Annotated in this window: 21 protein-coding genes and 1 pseudogene; 14 read left to right on the forward strand and 8 right to left on the reverse strand. The window is 70.4% G+C overall.

Going from position 1 to position 22,549, the window contains the following annotated elements; translation table 11 throughout:
- The first annotated feature begins 8 nt into the window (after positions 1-8).
- Positions 9-626, forward strand: coding sequence for an antibiotic biosynthesis monooxygenase (locus YIM_RS15440; RefSeq protein ID WP_153031015.1), 618 nt, complete (start codon positions 9-11; stop codon positions 624-626).
- A gap of 26 nt (positions 627-652) precedes the next feature.
- Here the strand turns inward: YIM_RS15440 and YIM_RS15445 are convergent, their stop codons facing one another.
- The 5 genes from YIM_RS15445 to YIM_RS15465 form a co-directional block, all read right to left on the reverse strand.
- On the reverse strand, positions 653-1,561 hold the full coding sequence (locus YIM_RS15445) for a TIGR03619 family F420-dependent LLM class oxidoreductase (protein WP_153031016.1): 909 nt from the start codon (positions 1,559-1,561) through the stop codon (positions 653-655).
- Between the two features lie 59 nt (positions 1,562-1,620).
- Positions 1,621-2,703, reverse strand: coding sequence for an MBL fold metallo-hydrolase (locus tag YIM_RS15450; protein ID WP_153031017.1), 1,083 nt, complete (start codon positions 2,701-2,703; stop codon positions 1,621-1,623).
- A 48-nt stretch (positions 2,704-2,751) separates the two neighbouring features.
- Positions 2,752-3,867, reverse strand: a complete 1,116-nt coding sequence (locus tag YIM_RS15455; protein WP_153031018.1) for an NAD(P)-dependent alcohol dehydrogenase — start codon at positions 3,865-3,867, stop codon at positions 2,752-2,754.
- A gap of 172 nt (positions 3,868-4,039) precedes the next feature.
- The gene (locus YIM_RS15460; RefSeq protein WP_153031019.1) at positions 4,040-5,131 is read right to left on the reverse strand and encodes a Gfo/Idh/MocA family protein; all 1,092 of its coding nucleotides are present in this window, start codon (positions 5,129-5,131) and stop codon (positions 4,040-4,042) included.
- 74 nt (positions 5,132-5,205) lie between these two features.
- Complete coding sequence (locus YIM_RS15465) at positions 5,206-6,177, reverse strand: aldo/keto reductase (RefSeq protein ID WP_153031020.1); 972 nt, start codon at positions 6,175-6,177, stop codon at positions 5,206-5,208.
- A 140-nt stretch (positions 6,178-6,317) separates the two neighbouring features.
- Between YIM_RS15465 and YIM_RS15470 the strand changes: the two genes are divergently transcribed.
- Positions 6,318-6,848 carry a MarR family winged helix-turn-helix transcriptional regulator gene (locus YIM_RS15470; protein WP_153031021.1) on the forward strand — a complete coding sequence of 177 codons (531 nt, stop codon included), beginning with the start codon at positions 6,318-6,320 and terminating at the stop codon, positions 6,846-6,848.
- Positions 6,849-7,951: 1,103 nt separating this feature from the next.
- Here the strand turns inward: YIM_RS15470 and YIM_RS15475 are convergent.
- Complete coding sequence (locus YIM_RS15475) at positions 7,952-8,350, reverse strand: substrate-binding domain-containing protein (protein WP_153031022.1); 399 nt, start codon at positions 8,348-8,350, stop codon at positions 7,952-7,954.
- 15 nt (positions 8,351-8,365) lie between these two features.
- On the opposite strand from YIM_RS15475, the gene YIM_RS15480 reads away from it, so the two are divergent.
- On the forward strand, positions 8,366-8,920 hold the full coding sequence (locus YIM_RS15480; protein ID WP_228004748.1) for a hypothetical protein: 555 nt from the start codon (positions 8,366-8,368) through the stop codon (positions 8,918-8,920).
- A gap of 227 nt (positions 8,921-9,147) precedes the next feature.
- Here YIM_RS15480 and YIM_RS15485 read toward each other — a convergent pair whose 3' ends face one another.
- Complete coding sequence (locus YIM_RS15485; RefSeq protein WP_153031023.1) at positions 9,148-9,348, reverse strand: hypothetical protein; 201 nt, start codon at positions 9,346-9,348, stop codon at positions 9,148-9,150.
- Between the two features lie 107 nt (positions 9,349-9,455).
- Positions 9,456-9,869, reverse strand: coding sequence for a hypothetical protein (locus YIM_RS15490; RefSeq protein WP_153031024.1), 414 nt, complete (start codon positions 9,867-9,869; stop codon positions 9,456-9,458).
- 172 nt (positions 9,870-10,041) lie between these two features.
- Here YIM_RS15490 and YIM_RS15495 point away from each other — a divergent pair, with 172 nt between their 5' ends.
- The 11 genes and pseudogenes from YIM_RS15495 (at position 10,042) to YIM_RS15545 (ending at position 22,517) form a co-directional block, all read left to right on the forward strand.
- Positions 10,042-10,575: a hypothetical protein gene (locus YIM_RS15495; protein ID WP_153031025.1), complete on the forward strand. Its 534-nt coding sequence runs from the start codon at positions 10,042-10,044 to the stop codon at positions 10,573-10,575.
- 5 nt (positions 10,576-10,580) lie between these two features.
- Positions 10,581-11,810 (forward strand): MFS transporter, encoded by a 1,230-nt coding sequence (locus tag YIM_RS15500; RefSeq protein ID WP_228004749.1) that lies wholly within the window; start codon positions 10,581-10,583, stop codon positions 11,808-11,810.
- Positions 11,811-11,841: 31 nt separating this feature from the next.
- On the forward strand, positions 11,842-12,819 hold the full coding sequence (locus YIM_RS15505) for an ABC transporter substrate-binding protein (RefSeq protein ID WP_153031026.1): 978 nt from the start codon (positions 11,842-11,844) through the stop codon (positions 12,817-12,819).
- A complete protein-coding gene (locus YIM_RS15510) occupies positions 12,816-13,799 on the forward strand; it encodes an iron chelate uptake ABC transporter family permease subunit (protein WP_228004750.1) in 984 nt (327 codons plus the stop codon). Before YIM_RS15505 ends, YIM_RS15510 begins: the two co-directional genes overlap by 4 nt.
- A 92-nt stretch (positions 13,800-13,891) precedes the next feature.
- Positions 13,892-14,793: pseudogene (locus YIM_RS15515) on the forward strand (FecCD family ABC transporter permease).
- A complete protein-coding gene (locus YIM_RS15520; protein ID WP_153031027.1) occupies positions 14,790-15,572 on the forward strand; it encodes an ABC transporter ATP-binding protein in 783 nt (260 codons plus the stop codon). Before YIM_RS15515 ends, YIM_RS15520 begins: the two are co-directional and overlap by 4 nt.
- A 294-nt stretch (positions 15,573-15,866) precedes the next feature.
- Positions 15,867-16,409 carry a 2Fe-2S iron-sulfur cluster-binding protein gene (locus YIM_RS15525; RefSeq protein WP_153031028.1) on the forward strand — a complete coding sequence of 181 codons (543 nt, stop codon included), beginning with the start codon at positions 15,867-15,869 and terminating at the stop codon, positions 16,407-16,409.
- Complete coding sequence (locus YIM_RS15530) at positions 16,406-17,380, forward strand: xanthine dehydrogenase family protein subunit M (protein ID WP_153031029.1); 975 nt, start codon at positions 16,406-16,408, stop codon at positions 17,378-17,380. The genes YIM_RS15525 and YIM_RS15530 overlap by 4 nt, the downstream gene beginning before the upstream one ends.
- Positions 17,377-19,443, forward strand: coding sequence for a xanthine dehydrogenase family protein molybdopterin-binding subunit (locus YIM_RS15535; RefSeq protein ID WP_228004751.1), 2,067 nt, complete (start codon positions 17,377-17,379; stop codon positions 19,441-19,443). The genes YIM_RS15530 and YIM_RS15535 overlap by 4 nt, the downstream gene beginning before the upstream one ends.
- Before the next feature lie 23 nt (positions 19,444-19,466).
- Positions 19,467-20,381 (forward strand): AraC family transcriptional regulator, encoded by a 915-nt coding sequence (locus tag YIM_RS15540; RefSeq protein ID WP_153031031.1) that lies wholly within the window; start codon positions 19,467-19,469, stop codon positions 20,379-20,381.
- A gap of 72 nt (positions 20,382-20,453) precedes the next feature.
- Positions 20,454-22,517 carry a WD40 repeat domain-containing serine/threonine protein kinase gene (locus YIM_RS15545; RefSeq protein ID WP_153031032.1) on the forward strand — a complete coding sequence of 688 codons (2,064 nt, stop codon included), beginning with the start codon at positions 20,454-20,456 and terminating at the stop codon, positions 22,515-22,517.
- Positions 22,518-22,549 lie beyond the last annotated feature (32 nt).

Genomic DNA, 22,549 nt, shown 5'->3' on the forward strand with positions numbered 1-22,549 from the left:
CGGCGCTGATGGCTCACGACGGCAGGACGACCAAAACCGACGACGGCCCGGCCGACGTCACCCTGCTCACCGCGCGCACCGTGGAACCCGGGTACGAGCCGCACTTCCGGGCGTGGTTCGGGCGGGTGAGCAGCGCGGCCTCCGCCTTTCCCGGTCACCTGGGGGACGGCCTGTTCCAGCCTCCTGCGCCCGCCGGACCGTGGGTCCTCATCCACCGGTTCCGCGACCACGATTCCGCACAGGACTGGACGACGTCGCCGGAGCGGGCGGCGCTGTTCGACGACTGCGAGGGCCACCACCAGACCGAGGTGGCCCGTCGCGAACTGTCCGGAATGGAGAGCTGGTTCAGCGATCCGCAGGACCCGGCCACCGTGGCACCGCCGCGCTGGAAGATGACGCTCGCCGCGTTCGGCGCGGTGCTGCCGATCTCGCTCCTCGGCAACGGCCTGCTGGGACCGGCACTCGCCGCCCTGCCGCTGCCGGCGCGGGTGCTGGTTCTCGCGCTGCTGTTCAGCACGCTGATGACGTATCTGATGATGCCGGCCGTGACCCGCGTGCTGCGCCGTTGGCTCTTTCCGTCGAAACCGAAGTCGAAGCCGGAAGCGCGGCGACCGCCACGATGGTGACGTGACCGCTCGCCGCGCCCCGGTTCTCAGCGGGTCAGTTCCAGCGTCCGCCGGACCAGCTCCAGTGCCTGGCCCACGCCCTGGCCGGCCAGGTAGACGAAGTCCACGAAGACGTGGTCGACGTCGGTCTCGTCTCCCGTGCGCAGGATGACGTCCGCGATCTCCCGCACGGTCGACTCGGAATCGGGGTTGATCCTCAGGATGGCGTCGATGCGGGCCGGATCGCGACCTTCGGCCTCCGCTATGCGGCGGACCTCCCGCAGCGGCTGGTTGATCACGGCGGCGGGGTCGAACGCGGAACCCGGAACGAGCACCTCCACGGGAAGTATCCCGTCCGCGCGACGAGCCGCCCGGCGTCGGGCGGCCAGGGCGAAGCCGGACAGATAGAGCGGAGGCCGAGGATGCTGGACCGGCTTGGGCCCGATGTGGGCGGCAGGATAGGCATAGTGCGTGCCGTCGTGGTGCGCGACGGGCTCGGTGGTCCACACCGCCTCCAGCACGTCCAGACACTCGTCCAGCCTCGCGCCCCGCTCCTTCCAGGGAACGCCAACGCCCTCGTACTCCTCGGGCGACCAGCCGGTGCCGAGGCCCGGGATGAGCCGTCCGCCGCTCACCACATCGACGCCGGTCAGCGACCGGGCGAGGAGCAGCGGGTGATACCAGGGCGCGACGAGGGCGGAGGTGCCCAGCAGCGCCCGTTCGGTCACGCTCGAGGCCACACTCAGTGCCACGAAGGGATCGAGCATGGTGTGCAACTGCCACGGAATCGTGTCCGTGCCCATGTAACCCACGCTCGGGTCGACCGCGGCCAGCACCCGGTCACCCACCCACAGGCTGTCTGCGCCGAGTTCCTCGGCCTGCCGGGCGAAGTCGGCGAGCCTGTCGAGCTCGTGGGCCATCGCGCCGTACTGCGGAAGTGAGAAGCCAATGCGCATGCGAACTCCTGGAGAGACAACAACGAGATCGGAAGGTTCAAGATGGGTTCAAGATGGCGTCAGGTAAGGAAAACCGGGGGATTCTCGCCTCGCAGCCGATAGTCCGGGCGAGGCCGTTCCAACCGGATCGACTCCAGCACGGTGTATGCGTGGTACTTGGTCTGGGTGGTGGCACCGGCCAGCCGCTCCCACCACAGCCGGCCGTTGCTGGTCCTCTTCTCGAGAACATGCCGCGTGGTGTAGTTCGCCATCGAGTTGATCCAGTTCTCGGTGCCGACGAATATCCGGTCCCAGCCGGTGTCGGTCACGATGGCGGCCAGCGCATCCGAGCGACTGAACCGCTCCACCGCCTCCGTCGCTCCCTCGAGCACGTCGGCGAAGTACTCCACGCACAGTTTCACCTGCTCGTAGGTGCCGTAGTGCATGTGATGCCCGCCGACGAAGAAGTCGAAGTCGTAGGCGAGGATCTGCGACTGCGCCTCGTACCAGCCGGAGATGTTCTGCGAGGCGTCACAGTGCATGAACGTGACACTGCCCGGGCTCACGATGTCCACGGCGGTGAGCACCTTCTGCTGTGGCGCGTAGATGAAGATGTTGCCGGGACAGTGGTTCTCACCCTGATACGACAGTTCCAGGCGTACTCCGCCCACCTCGAGAACGAACTCGTCGTCGAACGTCGTCGTCGGCAGAGGACGTTTCGGATCGGGGAAGCGCTCCAGGAGGTCCTTGGTGATGCTGTGGGCGACGATCTCGACGTCGGGACCGAACACCGATGCCGCGCCGATGTGGTCGGCGTGCCAGTGGCTGTAAACCAGGTGGGTCACCGGCTGGTCGGTGACGTCCTCGATCGCCGCCAGCATGTTCTCGCCCAGCGTCGGCGGCGCGTCGATCGCGACCACACCCCGCTCGGTCACCACGAACGCGGCGTCGTAACCGGCACTGGTGACCCAGTAGAAGCCACCGCGCAATTCTTCGACGTGGTAGCCGTACTTCTGGAAGTGCTCACTCTGGAAATACGCGGGGTAGTAACCCCCGGGGTCCGGCGGATCGTCCGCACCGGCTCGGGGGAAGCCGTAGTGGTCGATCCCGTAGAAAGCCGACGTGGTGTCGACGCGGATGGGTTTCTGACTGTCCTGGCACATCGCCGAGATGCCTTTCTGCTCACGGGTGGGTCTTGTCGAGCGGGTGGGCTATCCCGGTGCCGCGAACCGCAGGATCGCCTTGGTGACACGGCCCGAGCCCGCGTCCTCGAACGCGGTGTCGATATCGGCGAAGTCGTAGCAGGACAGCAATCGGTCGATCGGGAACCGGCCGGCTCGGTAGAGCTGGGCGAGATCGTTGATCAGCAGCGACGAAACGGCGTCACCCTGGATGATGCCCTGCAACGACTGGCCGAGGGTGAGCCTGCCGACGTCGATCACCGCGCCCCCTCCCGCGTGGAACGCCACGAAACCGAACCTGCCCAGCGGCGCCAAGGCGCCGACACCGGCGTCGAGGTTCTCCGTGCGGCCGCTCGTGTCGAGGACGTACTCCAGACCGCGCTCCTCGATCGCGCGGAGCGCGCCGGCCAGATCCTCGACCTCGACCGGGTTGACGAGGTGTGTCGCTCCGAGTTCGCGCGCGAGCCCGAGCCGGGCGGCGTCGACGTCGACGGCGACGATGGTGCCCGCGCCCGCGACACGAGCCGCCATCACCGCTGCCAGGCCCACTGCGCCTACGCCGAACACGGCAAAGGACGCACCTACTGGCACGGCGAGGGCCTTCAGCACGGCTCCCGCGCCCGTCTGCAGCCCGCACCCCAAGGGCGCCATGGCTTCGAGCGGCAGGTCCCGAGGAACCTTGATCGTGTTCCGTTGATGCGCCAGCGCGTAGGTGGAAAAGGAGGACTGGCCGAAGAAGTGACCGCGCGGCTCGGCACCGCGGGCGACGTGCAGGCCATTCGAACCATCGAGCCGGGCGCCCGCGAAGTTGGCCGCCCAGACGTTGTCGCAGTACGCCGCGTGCGAGGACGCGCACGGCTTGCACCGGCCACACGAGTGGTAGGAGAGGACGACGTGATCCCCTGGCTCGACGGTGGTGACGGCGGCCCCGACACGGTCGACGACCCCCGCGCCCTCGTGCCCCAGCACCACCGGTAGCGGCGCCGCCATCCGTTGCGCCCGAACGTGCGCATCGGTCGCGCAGATCCCCGTCGCGACCATGCGGACGAGTACCTCGTCGGCTCGCGGGTCCTCGATCTCGACGTCGCGGAATTCGAACGGCCCGTCCTTGGTTTCGAGGACGGCCGCCCGCGCGGAAGTGGTCATACGCGGTGTGCCTCCCGCGAAGCGCCGACGGCGCCGTGGTGGCAGCGGACAGAGATCATCGAACGACTCCCGGGTCGGGGATGTGGGCGCCACGGCCCTCCAGCGTGTCCGAACCTACGTCGGAAGCCGTTGCTCGCGGATCCGTCGCCCTATCGGCAATGGCCGGGTTTCCCTACTGCCGCATACCGGTGCGCGAGGCCTGTTCGACGCGGGCGATCAGCCGGCTGTTGTGGACGGCGCGGTCGAAGCCCGGGGTGTGGTACGTCCCGTTCGCGATGTCACGCGCCAGGCTGGCGTACACCTCGCCCACGTTGATCGACGCACCGGTCCAGATCTCGGCCGCGGTCGGGCCGGTACCGGTGGCGACCGGGGTGTCCGGCGCGGTGAAGTCCACACTCGACGACAGCATGAGATCGCCGACCTGCGCGCCCGCGGGGTGATCGCCGGTCAGCGTCAGCCAGCCGTCCGAACCGCGGACCTCGAAACCGAACCGGGCCTCGGGTGCGGGAACGCCTGCCAGGATCTGCACTCCGACCGGCGCGCCCGACGAGGTCTTGGCAATGGCGTCGAGGTGATCCGGGACTTCCCGGACGGAGACCGCGCCGGTGTCCGCGAGTTTCACCTCGGGCCAGAGGAGTTCCGTGCGCGCGTCGATCTCGGTGATGTCGCCGAGCACCGCTTCGATAATGTCCAGGACGTGGCCCGCCGCGATGGTCAGGAAGCTCGCGCCCGACGCCGCCTTGTCGAAGTACTCGTACGTGCTCACCGACTCGGGACCGTTCCCGAACGTGGTCGCGACGACCCGAGCCGAGAGCAGCCGCCCGAGCCTGCCCTGTGCGATGATCTCCGCCGCGCGGCGGACCGACGGGTTGAGCCGTCCCTGCAGGCCGATCGCCGTGTGCAGCGAACCGGCCGCGGCGGCCATCTCCTCCGTCTCCTCAACGGACGCGCCCAGCGGAGACTCCGAGTACACGGCCTTGTTCGCCGCCAGGGCCGCCAGCACCAGTTCGCGGTGCGCAGGGACCTTGACGGCCACGGTGACGAGATCGATCGACGGATCGCGGATGAGCTCGAACGGATCGGCGAACCAGCGCTCGGCCCCGAACGCCTCGGCGGCGCTGCGGGCACTCTCCTCGTGCCGCGTCGCCACGCCCGCCAGCCGGAAGTCGGGTTGCGCGGCCAGCGCGGGAATGTGCGAGGCCCCCGCCCAGCTCGCCTTCGTGTCCGCACCGATGATGCCGACCCGAATCACGTTGTGTGCCATGGTGTGGTGCTCCATTCGTTCAGCTGCAACAGAAAATGGTGGATTCCGGGGTTCGTCGTGAGGAGCGGAAAGCCTCACTGATCGATGGCGGCCATGTCGGCCTCGGCGTGACGTTCGCCGGAGGCCGGTGTCAGTTCGTTCAGCCGGGAGAGCTGTGCGGTGCTGAGCCGGATTCGGTCGGCGGCACTGTTCTCCTCGAGCCGGTCGACCCGCCTGGTGCCCGGGATGGGCGCGATGCCGTGTCCTTGTGCTAGCAGCCAGGCCAGCGCGACCTGCGCGGGCGTGGCATCGACGTCGTCGGCGACCGCGCGGACCTCGTCGACGATGCGCAGGTTGCGAGCGAGGTTGTCGCCGGTGAACCGAGGATTGGTACGACGCCAATCGGCGGCGTCCAGGTCATCCAGGGTGCGGATGTCCCCGGTGAGGAAGCCGTGCCCCAGCGGCGAATAGGGCACCAGGCCGATGCCGAGCTCACGCAACGTGGGCAGCACCTCCGCCTCGGGATCGCGTGTCCACAGCGAGTACTCGGTCTGGACCGCGGCCACCGGATGAACGGCGTGCGCCCGGCGGATCGTGGCCGCAGCCGCCTCGGACAGTCCGATGTGGAGGATTTTGCCCGCGGAGACCAGCTCGCTCAACGCTCCCACCGTCTCTTCGATGGGCGTGCCGGGGTCCACCCGATGCTGGTAATACAGGTCGATGTGGTCGGTTCCGAGCCGCCGCAGCGATCCGTCGACAGCCGCGCGAACGTTTGCGGGCGTGCTGTCCGGACCCGGCCGGCCGGTGTGGGAGACGAGGCCGAACTTGGTGGCGACGACTACCTCGTCCCGGCGGCCCCTGACCGCACGGCCCACCAGTTCCTCGTTGACGTAGGGCCCGTACACCTCGGCGGTGTCCAGATGCGTGACACCGAGGTCCAGAGCGCGCCGAATGGTGCGGATCGACTCGGCGTCGTCCCGGCCGGCGCCGGTGTAGAACGCCGACATCCCCATGGCCCCGAGTCCGATCCGCGAGACCTCCAGTCCTCCCAGCGATGTGCGGTGCATCCGATGGTCCTTTCACGAATCGATGGGCAGGTGCGGCGCCGGTCGCCCGAGTGGCTACGAGACCCGGCGCCGCGAACTTGATGCTTCAACATCTACCCGTTCGAACTTGACCCGTCAACAAGGTCGGCTAGAATGGCGTCATGGCGAACACCGCAGCGGGCACGAACGGCCCACGCCGTCCGCGCTGGCTGAACGGCGATGAGCTGGCGGCATGGCTGGCCAACTCCGCGATCATGATCAGCCTGCCTGCCGCCCTGGACGCGCGGATGCAGCGCGAGTCCCAGCTGACCTTTTTTGAGTACATGGTGCTCTCGGTGCTGTCCGAGCAGCCGGATCACACGCTGCAGATGAGCGATCTCGCCGCCCGGACGGCGGCATCGCTGTCACGGCTGTCGCACGTCGTCGGACGGCTGGAGAAGCGCGAACTTCTCACCCGGGCCCGGATCCCCGGCCCGGGCAGGCGGACCAACGCCACGCTGACCGAGGCGGGCTACGAGACCGTGGCGGAGGCGGCACCGGGGCACGTCGCGGCCGTCCGGGAGTACCTGATCGACGACCTCGAGCCGCACGATCTGACGGCATTGCGCCGAATCGGCACCGCGGTCGATGCCGCCATCAAGCGCGGGCAACGCGACAGGGACTCGACGGTGGCCTCCCCGAACGAAACGTGATTCTTCGCCTCACGGGGTGCTGCAAAGGGGCGTTGTGGCCACGTGTGCTGACAAAGCGGTTCCTGTCACCGGACCAGTGCAGATGTTGCCGTGGCTGAGTTTCGCGCCGGACCAAGACGCGGACCGATCATCTGCGGCTGGTCGTGAAGTATCCCGGTCGGCTGTTGCCGACTCTTCCCCCGTTGCCTGCTCGTCGAGTCGATGGGCGTAGACGGCGCGCGGTTCCGCTACCCCTTCCGACTTGAGGACTCCGTCTCGTGCGGCTGGTCCTGGGGGTGCACGGCGATGGCGATCTTGCCACGGGGGCGCCTGGGGCCCTCGCGGGCAGGGCCGCCTTCCAGCAGTGTGTGCTTGCGCGATGTCGGCCAGCGGTAGCACGGCACCGATCACTGATCGGAGTTCTCGTTGGTCGACCAGGCGGCCGAGGGCTTAGAGCTTCGCCTGGCCGGGACTGACGAAGACGAAGTGGTAGGTCGCGTTCACGCCCCATGCGGCGAGGAGGTTCTGGGTTCGGGGGTGTCCACGATGGACATGACACGGCCTCGATCGGCGAGGATGTCCGGGCTGCGGGTGAGGGTGTCCCCGCCTACGGTGCCCAGAACGACGTCCACCCCGCCCATCGCGCGGACCTGCGGTAGCAGCAACATACGCCAATTGCTTCATTTATCCCCCTCGTCCATGGCCGCACGACCGTTGCCGCGACCTGATTATGGCCAAGAAACCAGGTCAATTCGCGCAATTCCCGGGTGAATCATACCGGAGGTGGAGTGCGACTGTCGACCAGCTGACTTAAGCTTTTCCCTTTGATTGAATTCTGACGTTGCGCCGATCGGCCGGTTGGCCAGGCTGTGCAGTTCGCAACGAGGTGTGGGCGCGATCGATGCGGCACGGACCCTTTTCGCTCTTCGGTCAGGTACGCGAACGCCGGCTCAGTCGGTTTGCGGCGAGCAGCGTGCCGCGCCCGGTGGCCCAGAGGCCGATTCGAACGAGCCGGACGGGCCCCGATGGTCTACCAGTCCGCCGCGACCGCACCACCGGCGACCTGGCGTTCTAGCGGCTACTCGCCCGCGGGCCGCCGGTGGACGGTCGAGAGATCCTTCCAGTCAGGCAACGGTCTCACCGGGCTCAGCCAACCGGTTCTCGATGGCACACAAAGTCTCCGTTTCCACGAACCCCCGCGGCTCCGGTGGGCATGCGCGGCTCAGTCGGGTTGATCGGACGCCGCGCGAATTGCTGCTGAGATTCGGTCCACATCGGCACGTTCTTTGTTCCGGCAGCGGCGCTACCGTGGTCAGCGCCTGCTCGGCCACGGACGCGATCTCGATGTCGTCGAAACCGACGAGCGCCAGGTCTTCGGGGACGCGCAGCCCGGATTGCTCCAGTGCCGGATTCGGGCGCCCGGTGGCTTCCGGAATCCCGGTCAACTTTCTTCGCCCTGAAAGTGGCATGAAAGTAGTGTCCGCATCGTTGAACGCGATCCACTGGAGCGGGCTTCCGCTCATCAGAAAGGAATGTAGATGACGCGATTGGGAATTGCCAAGATGAGGCTGGCCGGAGCGATAGCCGCGGCGGGCGCATTCGCTCTCGTCGTCCCCGGTGGCGCACAGGCCGTCGCCGCTGGCACGAGCGTGCAGGCGGAGATCGCAACGGTGCTCGAGAAGACTGCTGGTGGCGTGCAGATCAGCCCGAATCAGGTCGCGTGGCGGGACGGGAAAGTCATCCTCACCATCCCGCTGCCTGGCGAGCCGACCGCTCGTGTGGCAGGTGAACCCGTGGTGTCCCTGGCGACGAAGAACTGCGCGTACACGTGGACCTGCCTCTACGAGCACAGAGACTACGGGGGCCGACGACTGTCGTTCCAGGAATGCGGTGGAATCCAGGACTTGAGCGACTACGATTTCAGTGACAAAACAACCTCCTACCACAACAACCAGACTTCGGGCACCAAAACGCGGGTCTACAACTGGACGGGAAGCTGGACTCAGCTCTGGACGACTTCTGGCGCGGAGAGCGCGTCCGCCCATGTCGGCAGCGAGAAGAACGACAAGGCAGACGGCATCGACGCCTGCTGATGGCAACGCGAGCACCTTGGCTCGGAGATCGCGTGAGAGCGTGTCGGGCCGACAGCGTCGCCATGACGTCGGTTCTGGCGAGGTTTCCGTGATGGACCCGGTGCCTGGCCGAGTTCCACCTGCTTGATCATGCTGCCGGTGCGCTGATCTTGATCTGGTTCGCTCTCGCCGCACGATCCGGTGGTGAAGATCCCGAACGGGTCTTGACCGTCCACTTTGGTCAGACGTCAGGTGGCCGGCCCGCTGACTTCGCTGGCGTGCAGCGCTGCATTGGTCGCGGGCTCGGCGTGGAAGACCACGTCGCCGGGCTCGCGCCAGTGCACCTGGCCACCGGCCTGGCCCACCGTGGTGCCGTCCTTGACCTGGATCTGCAGCTTGCCGTCCAGCAGCCGCGGTGCCACCGCGTCCGCGTGACCCTCGCTGGGCACCACGCGGCCGGAGGTCGTCGGTGGCGGCGCCGAGCTGGGCGTGTCCGACTGCTGCGCGGGCGCCCACCTCGACGGTGTAGCGCTCCTCGGTCCGCAGTGTTCCCCGGTCAGCGAGTTCGCTTCGACGGCAAAGTCAGCGTGTGGCGACCGGCTTCGGGAAAGGTCCAGTTCGTCGCGCCTCGCTCGCCGACGGGCAACCGCAGTGGCTCCACGGCGACGACAGCCGGTCCCTCCGCCGAGTTCAGCCGCAGCCGGACGGTGTCGCCGTACACCTCGCCCGCGTCGATGCCGGTGGGGTGCCGCGTGGTGGTGTAGAGCACAGACTTGGGACCGCGTGGCTGCTGCGTCCCGTCTTCGGCGGTCAACCCCTGGTCCAGTGAGATCGTCGCGACGTCGACCTGTTCGGTGTCGAGGGCGTGGGTGGCTTGATCGAGTGCCGCGGTCGCCACCGGAGCCGCCGTGAGGATCCCCACCGCCACGGCCACCGCGGCCGCCGCCCGAACCCGCTTGTTCAGGAACAAGATTTTCCTCTTGTTGCGCCGAAGTGGTGATCATTCACCGGATGGGTCGATGACCGACCGGCCCGCGGGCCAGATTAATACTCATGGTTATCATTTCCAATAGTGTGGCGGCACGCTCGGTGCCGCGCATGGGTGAGCGATAACGCTGTGTGTGGCGCGAAGGGCGGATGCTGTGGCAGAGGGTGGTGACCTGGGCTCCTGGCCGGGCCTCGACGCGAGATTGGCTGGGTACCTGCTGACCAACCGTGACTTCATGGCTCCCGCGGTCGAGGCCGCGGTGGCCTCGCTGGAGCTGCTTCCCTTGCCCGACCGGATCGCGGCGGCCGTGGGAATGCACATGATCGGTCATCTCGCTCCGGTGGACCGCCGGGCGTTGTTCGCCGCGCTCGTACCCCGCCTCGTGCCTGGGGCGCCGGTGGTGTTCAACGTCCAGCCGCCCGAGAGCGAGCCGTTCGCCGTGCGGGCCGGGCGACTGCGCTACGAGGGCCGTGGCCGGGCGAAGCCGGTCGGCCCGGACCGCCTGCGCTGGACGATGACCTACCGCACTCTGGACGGCGACACCGAAATCGCCTCCGCGGTCACGCACTACGACTGGTGGACGGTCTCCGCGGCGACGCTGGCCGCCGAACTTCGCGCGGCTGGCGCATCGACTGTGGACACTGTGGACATCGACGGCGATCTTGTTGTCGCGCGGGCCGCGGGCTGACGCGCGTGGAGATCGAAAAGGCGTTCCGTCGTTATCTCGCCGCGCGGGTGGTGTCGGTGGCGGGCAGCGTTGTGTCGGTGGTGGCGCTGCCCGTGCTGGTGTACCAGCTCACCGGCTCGGCCGGGTGGACCTCGGCCGTGGCGGTCGCGGAAGCGTTGCCGTACCTGCTGTTCGGGCTGATCGCCGGTGCGGTGGCCGATCGCGCGCCGCGGCGGGCGCTGATGGTGGGGCTGGAGCTGGCGACCGCGTTGCTGCTCGCCAGTGTGCCGCTGGCGTGGTGGCTGGGGCTGTTGACGGCGGTGCACGTGCTCCTGGTCGCCTTCGCTGTCCAGGTGCTGTTTGTCTTCTTCGACGCCGCCAACTTCGGTGCGTTGCCCACCCTGGTCGGCCGCGCCGAGCTCACGGCGGCGTACTCGAAGCTCTACGGCGCGACCACGATCGTCGAAGTGGCCGTGCCGCCGCTGGCGGGACTGGCGGTGGTGCTCGCCGCACCCGCGCCGCTGATGGCGCTCAACGCGGTCACCGCGGTCGCCTCGGCCGTGCTGATCCGCGCGATCACCCGGCCCCTGTCGGCCGTTCCGGCGGGCGATCGCCCGGCGCGGTTGTGGTCGGACATCGGTGCCGGGCTGGGATTCCTGCGCCGGGAGCCGGTGGTGCGGCTGCTGACGCTGGTCGGTATGACGCACGCGGCCGCCGGTGGTGCGTGGGTCGCCATGCTCGTGCCGTTCGCGGACCAGGCGCTCGGCGTACACGCTTCCGGGGACGCCCGGCTCGCCGTGTTGTTCGCCTGCTGGGGCGTGGGCGGGGTGGTCGCCGCGCGGCTGGTGCCGCGCCTGGGGGCGCGGTTCGGTCCTGCCCGGTTCGCGCTGGCCGCGCTGCCGTGCTCCCTTCTCGCGGCCGTGGCGACCGCGGTGACCACGCATTGGCCCCTCGCCGTGGTGACGGTGATCTGCTGGGGGACCGCGCATTCGGCGGTGGTGCTCAACGCGGTCACCTACCGGCAGCAGCTGAGCCCGGACGAGTTGCAGGCGCGGGTGAACACCACCGGCCGGATGCTGGCCTGGGGCGTCGGCCAGCCCGCCGGGGCGGCACTGGCGGGCGCGGTCGCGGTGACCGGCGCGGGCGCTCGCGGCGGACTCGTGGCCGGTACCGCGGTCCTCGCCGCCGGTGTGGCGTTCGCCTGGCTGTCACCCACCCTGCGGGCCCGCGCCCGTACTCCCGAACCGCTCGCTTGATCACTGTCCACATGGAACGGAGAACAACACCGTGCGCCGAACCGGCACCCTCGGCGCGGCTTTCGCCGCGCTCGCCCTGACCCTGTCCGCCTGCGCCGGCGGCCCGGCCGAGAGCGCCGGGGCGGCCCCGCCCGCGGCGGTGGACCGCGCGGTCGCCCCGCTGGAGCCCTCGCTGCGGATCACCGATCCGCACGGCCGGGAACTGGCGCTGACCGCGCCACCGCAGCGCATCGTCTGCTTGAGCGGGCTGTGCGACGACCTCACCACGGAACTGGGCATCGTGCCCGCCGGTACCAGCAACCCGCGGCTGCTCGGCCACCCGGTGCTGCTCGGTGACGCGGGCGCGTCGGTGCCGGTGGTGCGCGGCAGCTTCGGCAGCGAGGACGTGGAAAGCATCGCCGCGCTGAAGCCCGATCTCGTGATCGGCCTGTCTGGTGTCCACGATGGACTGACGAGCACCGTCGGCCAGTTCGCCCCGCTGTGGCTGACCGAGCCCAAGACCTGGCAGGAATCGGTGGGCTACCTGCGCAACCTCGGCGCGCTCACCGGACGGGTCGAGGAGGCGAAGCGGGCTGAAGAACGGTTCCGCGCGATGCTGGCCGACACCGTCGACAAGCGCGGGCAGCAAGGCACGGCCGTGCTGATGTACGGCAGCGTCGACGCGATCGGTGTGGACAACGCCGACTCGCTCAAAGGTGACCTGCTGGCCCATCTCTTCAACTACCCGTTCCCGGCCAAGAATTCCGATGTGGACACCGCGAGCAACTACAGCGTCGAAGAACTGCTCGCCCGGCAACCCGACGTGATCTTCGTGTACTCGCTGCTGTTCACCTCCGACGCGGTGCCGCTGTCGCGGCAACTGGCGGACAACCCGGTGTGGCGCGAGATCCCCGCGGTGAAAACCGGTGCGGTGCACGAAATGAACCCCGATCTCTGGGGCAAGGGCCGCGGCACGCGCAGCCTCACCGCGATCGTCCGCGAAGCCGTGGACAAGGCTCCCGCGGCGTGAGCCGGGTGGCGGTGGCCGGAGTTGCGCTCGGCGCGGTCGTTCTGGCCGTGCTCGCGCTCAGCCTCGGGCAGCCGGTGGTGACCCCGGACCGCTTTCCCGCGGTGCTCGCCGGCGACGCACCGGTGCTGGACCGCCTTGTCGTGCTCGAACTGCGCGCGCCACGGCTGGTGCTCGCCGTGTTCGCCGGTGCCGTGCTGGGCGCGGCCGGACTGCTGCTGCAGGAATCGCTGCGCAACCCGCTCGCGGTCCCGGAACTGCTGGGCGTTTCGTCCGGGGCCGCCGCCGCGGTCGCGCTGGTGGTGGTCTCCGGGGTGAGCGTGCCGGGCGCGCCGCTGGTGCCCGCGCTGTTCGGGGCCGCGGCCGGAGGCGGGCTCACGCTGCTCGCCGTCCGGCGCGCGGTCGGCCCGGCCGCGGTGCTGCTGATCGGCGCGGCGATCGGGTCGGCGCTGCAGGCCGTGCTGCTGACCGGGATGGCGCTGACCGAATCCCGTGAACAGGGCGTGCTGGTCCGCTACCTGCTCGGCTCGCTGACCGGCACCACCTGGACCACGGTGCTCACCACCGTTCCCGGCATGCTGCTCGCGCTGCCGCTGACCGTGCTGGCGTTGCCGGCGCTGGGCGTGCTGCGGCTGGGCGACGACACCGCGACCGCGCTCGGCCTGCCCGCGGGCGCGGCACGGGTGGCGGTGCTGGCGATCGGGTGCCTGCTGGTGGCGACCGTGGTCGGGGCGTGCGGTCCGGTCGCCTGGGTCGGTTTCCTCGCGCCCCAGCTGGCCCGCGCCCTGCGCCCGTCTGGCTCGGCCGCGGCCTGGCTGGGCTGGTCGGTCGTGACCGGCGCGCTGCTGGTGACCGCGGCGGATCTGCTCGCCCGCACCGTGCTGTACCCGGTCGAGCTGCCCGTGGGCGGGCTGACCGCGTTGCTCGCGGTGGTCTGCGGGGGAGTGCTGGTGCTCCACCGGCGGCGGGCGGTGCGAGCATGAACCGCTGGCTGTGGCCGGGTCTGGTGCTGGGCACCCTGATCGCGGCACTCGCGCAGCTGATGACCGGTGCCTCCGGGATCGGGCTGTGGGCCATGCTGGACGACGAGACCACTCGCCGGATCGTGCTGGACCTGCGGCTGCCCCGCGTGCTGGTCGCTCTCGGTGCAGGTGCCTGCCTCGGCGTCGCCGGGTGCGTGCTGCAGAGCCTGCTGCGCAATCCGCTGGCCGCACCGGAGATCACCGGCGTCGGCTCCGGTGCCGTGCTCGGCGCGGTGACCGCCTCCCTGCTCGGCGGCGCGATCGCCACCCCGCACGGCATGATCGGCACCGCCGTCGCCGGTGGGGTGCTCGGCGGTGGCGTGCTCTGGATCGTGGCCGCGCGCACCGGCAGCGACCCACTGCGGCTCTCGGTCATCGGCGTCCTGATCTCCGCGGTGCTCACCGGGATCACGCTGATCCTCCTGACCGCGCGGCCCCAGGGCGCCGCCGCCATGGTGCAGTGGCTGGTCGGCTCCCTCAACGGCCGCGGCTGGGAGCACTGGCAGGCCCTGCTGCCCTGGCTGGTCCCGGTGCTGGTGGCCGCCGTGCTGGTCGCGCCGGTGCTCGGGGTGCTCGCGGTCGACGACGACCACGCTCGCGGGGTCGGGCTCGATCCGGCCCGGTGGCGCACCGCGACCTGCTGCTGGCGGTGGTGGCCGCTGCCACGGCGATCGCGACCGTCGGCGCACTGGCCTTCGTCGGCTTGCTCGCCCCGCACGCCGCCCGCCTCGTTTTCGGCGCCGACCACCGCCTGCTCGTGCCCGGCAGCGCACTCATCGGCGCGGCCACCGTCTGCGCCGCCGACGCCGCGGCCCAGCAACTCACCGAACTGGCCGCGGCGGGCGGACAGCCGATGGGCGTGCCCGCCGGCGCGATCACCGCGATCGCCGGTGCCGTCGTGCTCATCCGGGCGGCCCGCCACCAGTCCACCCCCAGCTCCGGAGGACGGTCATGACCACTCTGCTCGCCACCGGCGTCACCGTCACCTTCGGCAGCCGGACCGTGCTGCGCGAGGTCAGCCTCGCTGTGCCCGGCGGCCAGTGGCTCGCGCTGGTCGGCCGCAACGGCTGCGGCAAGTCGACGCTGCTTCGCGTGCTCGCCGGACTGCACACCCCCGACGCCGGTTCGGTTTCGCTGGACGACCGGCCGCTGCGCGCACACTCCCGGCGGGCCATCGCGCGGCGCATCGCGGTGCTGCCGCAGGCGATGCCGCCGGTGCCCGCCCTCACCGCGCGCCAGCTCGTCCGCCAAGGCCGCTACGCCACCCGCGGACCGCTGGGCATGCTCGCCGGTGGCGACGACGAGCAGGTCGAGCGGGCACTGGCCGACGCCGGGGTCGGGGACTACGCCGACGCCGTGCTCGACCGGCTCTCCGGTGGGGAACGGCAACGAGTCCGCCTCGCGCTGGCACTGGCCCAGGACGCGCCACTGCTCCTGCTCGACGAACCCACCACCTATCTCGACGTGCACCACCAGCTGCAGATGCTCGACCTGATCGACCGGCTGCGCGCCGAACGCGGCCTGACCGTGGTCACCGTGCTGCACGACCTCGTCCAGGCCGCCCGCTACGCCGGCCGGATCGTGGCACTGCACGACGGCCGGGTGCACGCCGACGGACCCGCCGCCGAGGTCGTCACCGCCGATCTGCTCAAGGCGGTCTTCGGGGTCCACGGCCGGGTCTGGCACGACGAGGTGACCGGCCGCCCGCTCTGCGCCTACGACCGCGTCGACTGACCGGCCGCCCGACGCCAGTCCGCGCGGCGCAGCAGCCGCAGGCCGTTGAGCCCGAACCGCTGCGGCCCATCGCGATCCCGGTGTGCGCGGCGGCCAGTGCAGGTGCGTCGTTCACGCAGGTGATCAGCTGGTTGTCCGGATAGGACCGGCACTTCGCCGCTGCGTGTGCCTCACCTGGTGCGCGAACGCCGCCGCGGCGACCGAGAGGATTGTGCAAGAGTTCGCGAGTTTTGGGCTCACCGTTGCTTTCGCGGGGCTGCTTTTCTGGCTTTCGCTTGGGAGAGAGGAGCGACGGTGACCGATGGCACCCGCAGTGAGGTCCTGCTTCGCGTCAACGACGTGACGCACCGGTTGAGCGTCGACAATCGCACGACGTTGCTCGACGCGTTACGGGAGAGGATCGGCCTCACCGGTCCGAAGAAGGGCTGCGACCACGGGCAGTGTGGTGCCTGCACGGTGTTGCTCGATGGCAGGCGGGTGGTGTCCTGCCTGACGCTGGGGGTCGCCGCCGAGGGCGCTGAGGTCACCACGATCGAGGGGCTCGCCGGTGATGGTGAGCTGCGGCCGATCCAGCAGGCGTTCGTGCGGCTCGATGGCTTCCAGTGCGGCTACTGCACGCCGGGGCAGCTCTGTTCGGCGGTCGGGGTGCTGGCCGAGCACGCCGCGGGGTGGCCCAGTGCGGCCACCGCCGATGTCTCGCCGGACGGCCCGCCACCGGAGTTGGACGCGGCGGAGGTGCGGGAGCGGATGAGCGGCAATCTCTGTCGCTGCGGTGCTTATCCGTCGATCGTGCGCGCGGTGCTGGAGACAGCCGCTCGCGAGGAGGTGGCGGGGTGAAGGAGTTCGCTTACCAGCGCGCGACTCGAGTCCGTGAGGCGCTGGCCGCCGGGCGCGACGGTGCCCGCTACCTCGGCGGCGGCACGAACCTCGTCGACCTGATGAAGAACGGGGTCGAGGCACCGACCCGGCTGGTGGATGTGCGCCACCTTCCGCTCGACGGTGTGCGGGAGGCACCGGATGGCGGGCTCGTCATCGGCGCCACGACGACCAACAGCGACACCGCCGCCCATCCCGAGGTCCGGCGCCGGTTCCCGGCGTTGAGCCAGGCCTTGCTGTCGGGTGCGTCCGGTCAGCTGCGGAACATGGCCACGGTGGGCGGCAACCTGGTGCAGCGGACCCGGTGCGCCTACTTCGCGGACCCTTCTGCGTCGTGCAACAAGCGGATCGCGGGCAGCGGGTGTGCCGCGATCGCCGGGGAGCAGCACAACCATGCCATCTTCGGCTGGTCCGAGCACTGCGTGGCCACCCATCCCTCGGACATGGCGGTCGCGATGGCCGCGTTCGACGCGGTCGTGCGCTACGAGACGCTCGACGGCGTCGGCGAAATCCCGTTGGCGGAGTTCTACCTGCCGGTCGGTGACACGCCGCAGCGGGAGACCGCGTTGCCGCCTGGTGCGTTGATCACCGCGGTTGTCCTGCCGAAGGAAGCGATCTCCCCGCGGTCGCGGTACCGCAAAGTCCGTGAGCGTGCGTCCTACGCCTTCGCCACCGTGTCCGTCGCAGCCAGTCTGGAAGTCCACAATGGACTGGTACGGGGTGTGCGGATCGCGCTCGGTGGGGTCGCCTCGCGGCCGTGGCGTGCTCGGGCGGCCGAGGCGTTCCTGCAGGACGGCCCGGCCACCGCTGACCGGTTCCGCGCGGCCGCCGATGCCGAACTGGCTGCCGCGGAACCGTTGCCCGGCAACGGGTACAAGGTGAAATTGGCAGGCAATCTGATCGAGGCCGTCCTGAAGGAGATCCACGCGTGAAAGCCATCGGGATCGCACAGCCGCGGATCGAAGGACGGGCCAAGGTAACCGGCAACGCGCGCTACGCCGCCGACGAGCCGATGCGGGAGCCGGCCCACGGCTGGATCGTCACCTCCACCGTGTCACGGGGGCACATCCGCGACATCGACGTTTCCGCCGTCCTGGACATGCCAGGTGTGCTGGGCGTGCTCGACCACACGAACGCGCCCCGGCTCAACCCGGAAGCAGGGGGCTTCTTCGGCCCCGACGGCGGGCTGCGGCTGTTGCAGGACAACGTGGTCCCGTTCGCCGGCCGGCCCATCGCGCTGGTCGTGGCCGAGACGCTCGAACAGGCCAGGGCAGCCGCCGGGGTGCTGCCGGTGACCTATCACGAGGAGCCGCACGATCTGGATTTCTCCGCCGATCATCCGGCGGCCCGGCCGGCGGCGACGCTCTTCGACCTGCCTGCGGACGTCGGTGACGTGGACGCCGCGCTTGCCGAGTCCGCGGTGGTGGTCGACGAGCGGTACCACACGCCGGAGGAACACTGCGGTGCCATGGAACCACACGCCGCGATCGCGTGGTGGGAGGACGAACGCCTGCAGGCCATCGACTCGAACCAGGGTCCCTTCCTCATCGCCAACACGCTGGCCACGCTGTTCTCCCTGAAACTCGATCAGGTGCGCATCCGCGCCGAGCACGTGGGCGGAGCTTTCGGCGGCAAGGGGCAATGCGGCCCGCAACTGATCCTGGCCGCGATGGCCACCACGCGGTTCGGGCGGCCCGTGCGCGTCACGCTGACCCGTGATCAGGTCTTCCTTTCGACCGGGATGCGGCCGCGGATCGATCAGCGGCTCCGGATCGGCGCCGATGCCGACGGCCGGCTGCGCGCGATCCACCACGAGGCCACGTTCGCGATCTCGCCGCTCGCGGAGTACATCGAGGGCTGCACCGAGATCACCAAGACGCTCTACGCGGCGCCCGCGATCCGTACCCGGCTGCACGCGGTCCCCCTCGACGTGCTGCCGCCGTGCTCGATGCGGGGGCCCGGTACGACGCCGGGTTCGTTCGCGCTCGAATCCGCCATGGACGAGCTGGCGGAGCGGCTGGGCATCGACCCGCTCGAACTCCGGCTGCGCAACGAACCCACCGCCGGTCCCGTGTCGGGCCTGCCGTTCAGCGGCCGCAACGTGGTCGCGTGCCTGCGTGCGGGCGCGGACCGGTTCGGCTGGGCCGGCCGTGATCATCGGCCGCGGACGCGGTGGGAAGGACCGCTGCTCGTCGGCACCGGGCTGGCCGCCACGTCCTTCAGCAACGGGGCGTTTCCCTCCTCGGCGTCGATCACCGCCGAGACGGACGGGACCTTCACCGTGGCCATCGGCGCCACCGACCTCGGCACCGGCGCACGCACCGCGCTGACCGCGATCGCGGCCGACGCGCTGGAAACCGGTACCGAACGGATCCGGATCCAGCTCTCCGACAGCGACCACGGTCCCACCTGGAACGCCGGTGGCTCCCGGGGGACGACGTCCTGGGCATGGGCGATCACCGAGGCCGCGGCGAAGTTGCGGGCCCAGCCGGGCGACCCGGCCCTGCCGGTGACCGTCACGGCGGACACCACGCACCTGCTCGGTGAGCTGCCGTCGATGGAACGGCATGCCTACAGCGCGGTGTTCGCGGAGGTGACCGTCGATCCGGCGACCGGTGAGGTACGCGTGCGGCGCTTGCTCGGGATGTTCGCCGTCGGCCAGGTGATCAATCCGCTCACGGCACGCAGCCAGGTCGTCGGCGGCATGATCGGCGGGCTGTCCATGGCGTTGCACGAGGAAGGCATTCGCGACCCGATCTCGGGCAGGCAGGTGAACGCGGACTTCGCCGGATACCACATCGCCGCGCACGCCGACGTCCCCGACATCGAAGCCGGGTTCGTGCCGGACTACGAACCCGGCATCCCACTCGGCATCAAGGGCGCCGGTGAGATCGGCAACGTCGGTACCGCGGCGGCGATCGCCAACGCCGTCTGGCACGCCACCGGACACCGCCACCGGACCCTCCCGATCCGGCTCGACCGGGTGGTGGAATGACCCTTGCCCGGCGACATCCGGGGATGGTTTCGTGGGGTGTGCGCGCCACCCCCGACGTACTGGCCGAGCTGTGCGAGATCATCGCGGCCCATGCCCGCCCGGACATGACGACGCCGATCGGCGGACTACATCTGTCCAAAGTAGACACGTCGGAGCCGGAGGGGCAGTCGCTGACCTCACCGCTGCTGGTCGTCATGGCCCAGGGCGGCAAGCGCGTCCTGCTCGGCGACCAGGTCCACGAATACCACGCGGGGCAATGCCTCGTGGTCACCGCGAACCTGCCCGTCACCGGCAACTTCCTCGCCAGTCCGCAGGTCCCGTCACTGGCCATGGGGCTGGTGCTGCGACCGGCTGACATCGCCCCGCTCCTGATGGAGGCCCCGGCAGGCGACGCCGCGGGCGAGCGTCCCGCGATCGCGACCGGGGAAGCCGGCCCCGACCTGCTGGACGCGGTGGCCCGGTTGCTGCGGTTGCTCGACCGCCCCGCGGACGTGCCGGTACTCGCCCCGCTGATCCAGCGGGAGATCCTCTGGCGGCTGCTCACCGGCCCGCACGGCGGCATGGTCCGCCAGATCGGCCTGGCGAGCAGCACCCTGTCCCACGTCAGCCGGGCGATCCAGTGGATCCGTGACAACTACGCCGAACCGATGCGGATCGAGGACCTCGCGCGGCTGGCCGGCATGAGCCCGTCCGCGTTCCACCGGCACTTCCGCGCCACCACGGCGATGAGCCCACTGCAGTACCAGAAACGCATCCGCCTCCAGGAAGCCCGCTCGCTGCTGGTCGCCCGCGCGGGAGACGTCGTCGGCGTCGCGCACCTCGTCGGCTACGACAGCCCGACCCAGTTCAACCGCGAATACCGCCGCCTGTTCGGTGCCCCGCCCGGCCAGGACGCCGCCCGCCTCCGCGGCGCCGGCCATCGTCTCAACGACGGATGACGTCACGGGTCAGCGCGAGGCCTGACCTACGGTTTCATCGATATTTCACCGCCACCCCTTAGTGTCCGCGCGATGGCAGCGGATGGGGCCCGGACGGTGGTGACGCCCGTCGCGCCGGCGTGGGTGGGTCCGTACCGGGTGTTCGCCGAGCTGGGACGCGGCGGGATGGGGCGCGTGCTGCTGGGCCACGGCACGGACGGGCGGTTGTTCGCGCTCAAGCTGGTGCACGAGCAGTTCGCCGAGGACGACGGGTTCCGGGCGCGCTTCCGCCGCGAGATCGAAGCCTCGCGTGCGGTGTCGGGCGCCTACACCGCCGCCGTCGTGGACGCCGACCCGGACGCCCCCACCCCGTGGCTGGCGTCGGTGTTCGTGCCGGCACCGTCGTTGCAGGAGGTCCTGTCCGCGACCGGTGCCCTGCCGGAGGAGCCGGTGCTGCGCCTGGCCGCCGGGCTCGCGTCGGCGCTGGTGCAGATCCACCAGGCCGGTCTCGTGCACCGGGACCTCAAGCCCTCCAACGTGCTGCTCGCCGACGACGGCGTACGCGTGATCGACTTCGGCATCGCCCGCGCGGCCGACACCCGTGGCCGTGACCTGACCCGCTCCGGCTGGCTGATCGGCTCACCCGCGTTCATGTCGCCGGAACAGGCGCGCGGCGAACGGGTCACCGCCGCCGGGGACGTGTTCGCCCTCGGCTCGGTGGTGGCCGCGGCCTGCACCGGCGCGAGCCCGTTCACCGCGACGGCGACCCTGCAGACGCTGATCAACGTCGTGCAGACCGATCCGGACCTGGACCGGCTCCCGCCCGCGGTGCGCCGCGTCGTCGAACCGTGCCTGGCCAAGGACCCCGCCGCCCGCCCCACCCCGGCCGAGGTGCTGCGCTCGGTCGGTCAGATCGCCCCCGCCGCGCGGGCCTGGCCTGCCGCCGTGCACCGCATGATCGCCCAGCGGCAGTCCGACAGCGCCCGCCTGGCCACCGACGCCGGCGCCACGAAGGTCATCCTGGACCACACCCCGACGGCGGTGCGGACGACCGTCCAATCGGGACGGACACGCCACTGGTGGCCTGCCGCGGTGGCTCTCGCGCTGGTCGTCGCCGGCATCCTGGCCTGGGTGCTCTGGCCGGCACCGCCGACCACTCCGACCACCCCGGCCGCACCGGAATCGACGGCCCCGGAATCCCCCTTCCCGCAGATCGGCGCGCTGACCGGCACCACCCCCGCCGAGGACGTGAAGTTCAGCCCGGACGGGCGCACCTTGGCCGTGGTCAACGCCGACCGCACCGTGCAACTGTGGGACGTCGCGTCCCAGGAGCCGGTCGGGCAGATCCTCGGTCCCTTCGGCGACGAGCACGCCACCCTCGACCTCGTGTTCAGCGCGGACAGCGCCACCCTGGTCACCGCGCAGGCCGACGACACCGCGACGACCGTGCGGTGGTGGGACGTCCGCAGCGGCAGCCCGGCAGGCGAACCCCTCACCGCCGGCATCGATTCGGCGGACCAGGTCACGGAGAACACGCTCGGCCCGGGCGGCCGCACCTTGGCGACCAGTGGTGACCACGGGCTCGTCCACCTGTGGGACCTGACCGCCCGCCGGCCCGCCGGCACCGTCGAGTTCGGCGACGGCAACATCGCGGAAGTGGTCTTCAGCCCGGACGGCGGCACCTTCGCCACCTACGGCGGCGACCCGACCGACAGCTCCTACACCGTGCTGCTGTGGGACACGGCCACCCGGACCCAGCGGGGCGCACCGATCACCCTCCCGGAAAGTGCGGAGGCCGACTCGCTCGACGTGTTCACGTTCAGCCCGGACGGCCGGACGCTGCTGACCGCGGGGCAGTACAACGGCGCCGGCAGCATTCGCTTCTGGGACACCACCAGCCACAACCAGACCCGCCCGCCGCTGAACACGATCGAGATCAGTTCCGCCGAGCAGCTCGTGCTCGGCCCCGACGGCCGGACCCTGATCGCCTTCTGGGGGCGGGGCGCGCGCGGCGTGCAGATCGCCGGCCTCACCGACGGGAAACCCGCCCTGCTGCCCCAGCCGGGCGTCAACGCGATCGCCCTCAGCCCGGACGGCCGGGTGCTCGCCACCGCGTGCGCGGACAACACCGTGCGGCTGTGGCGGTTACCGGCCTGAACCGCTCTCACCGGGGCGACCTTCGCGCTGGG

This window comes from Amycolatopsis sp. YIM 10 (assembly GCF_009429145.1).
Lineage (GTDB): Bacteria > Actinomycetota > Actinomycetes > Mycobacteriales > Pseudonocardiaceae > Amycolatopsis.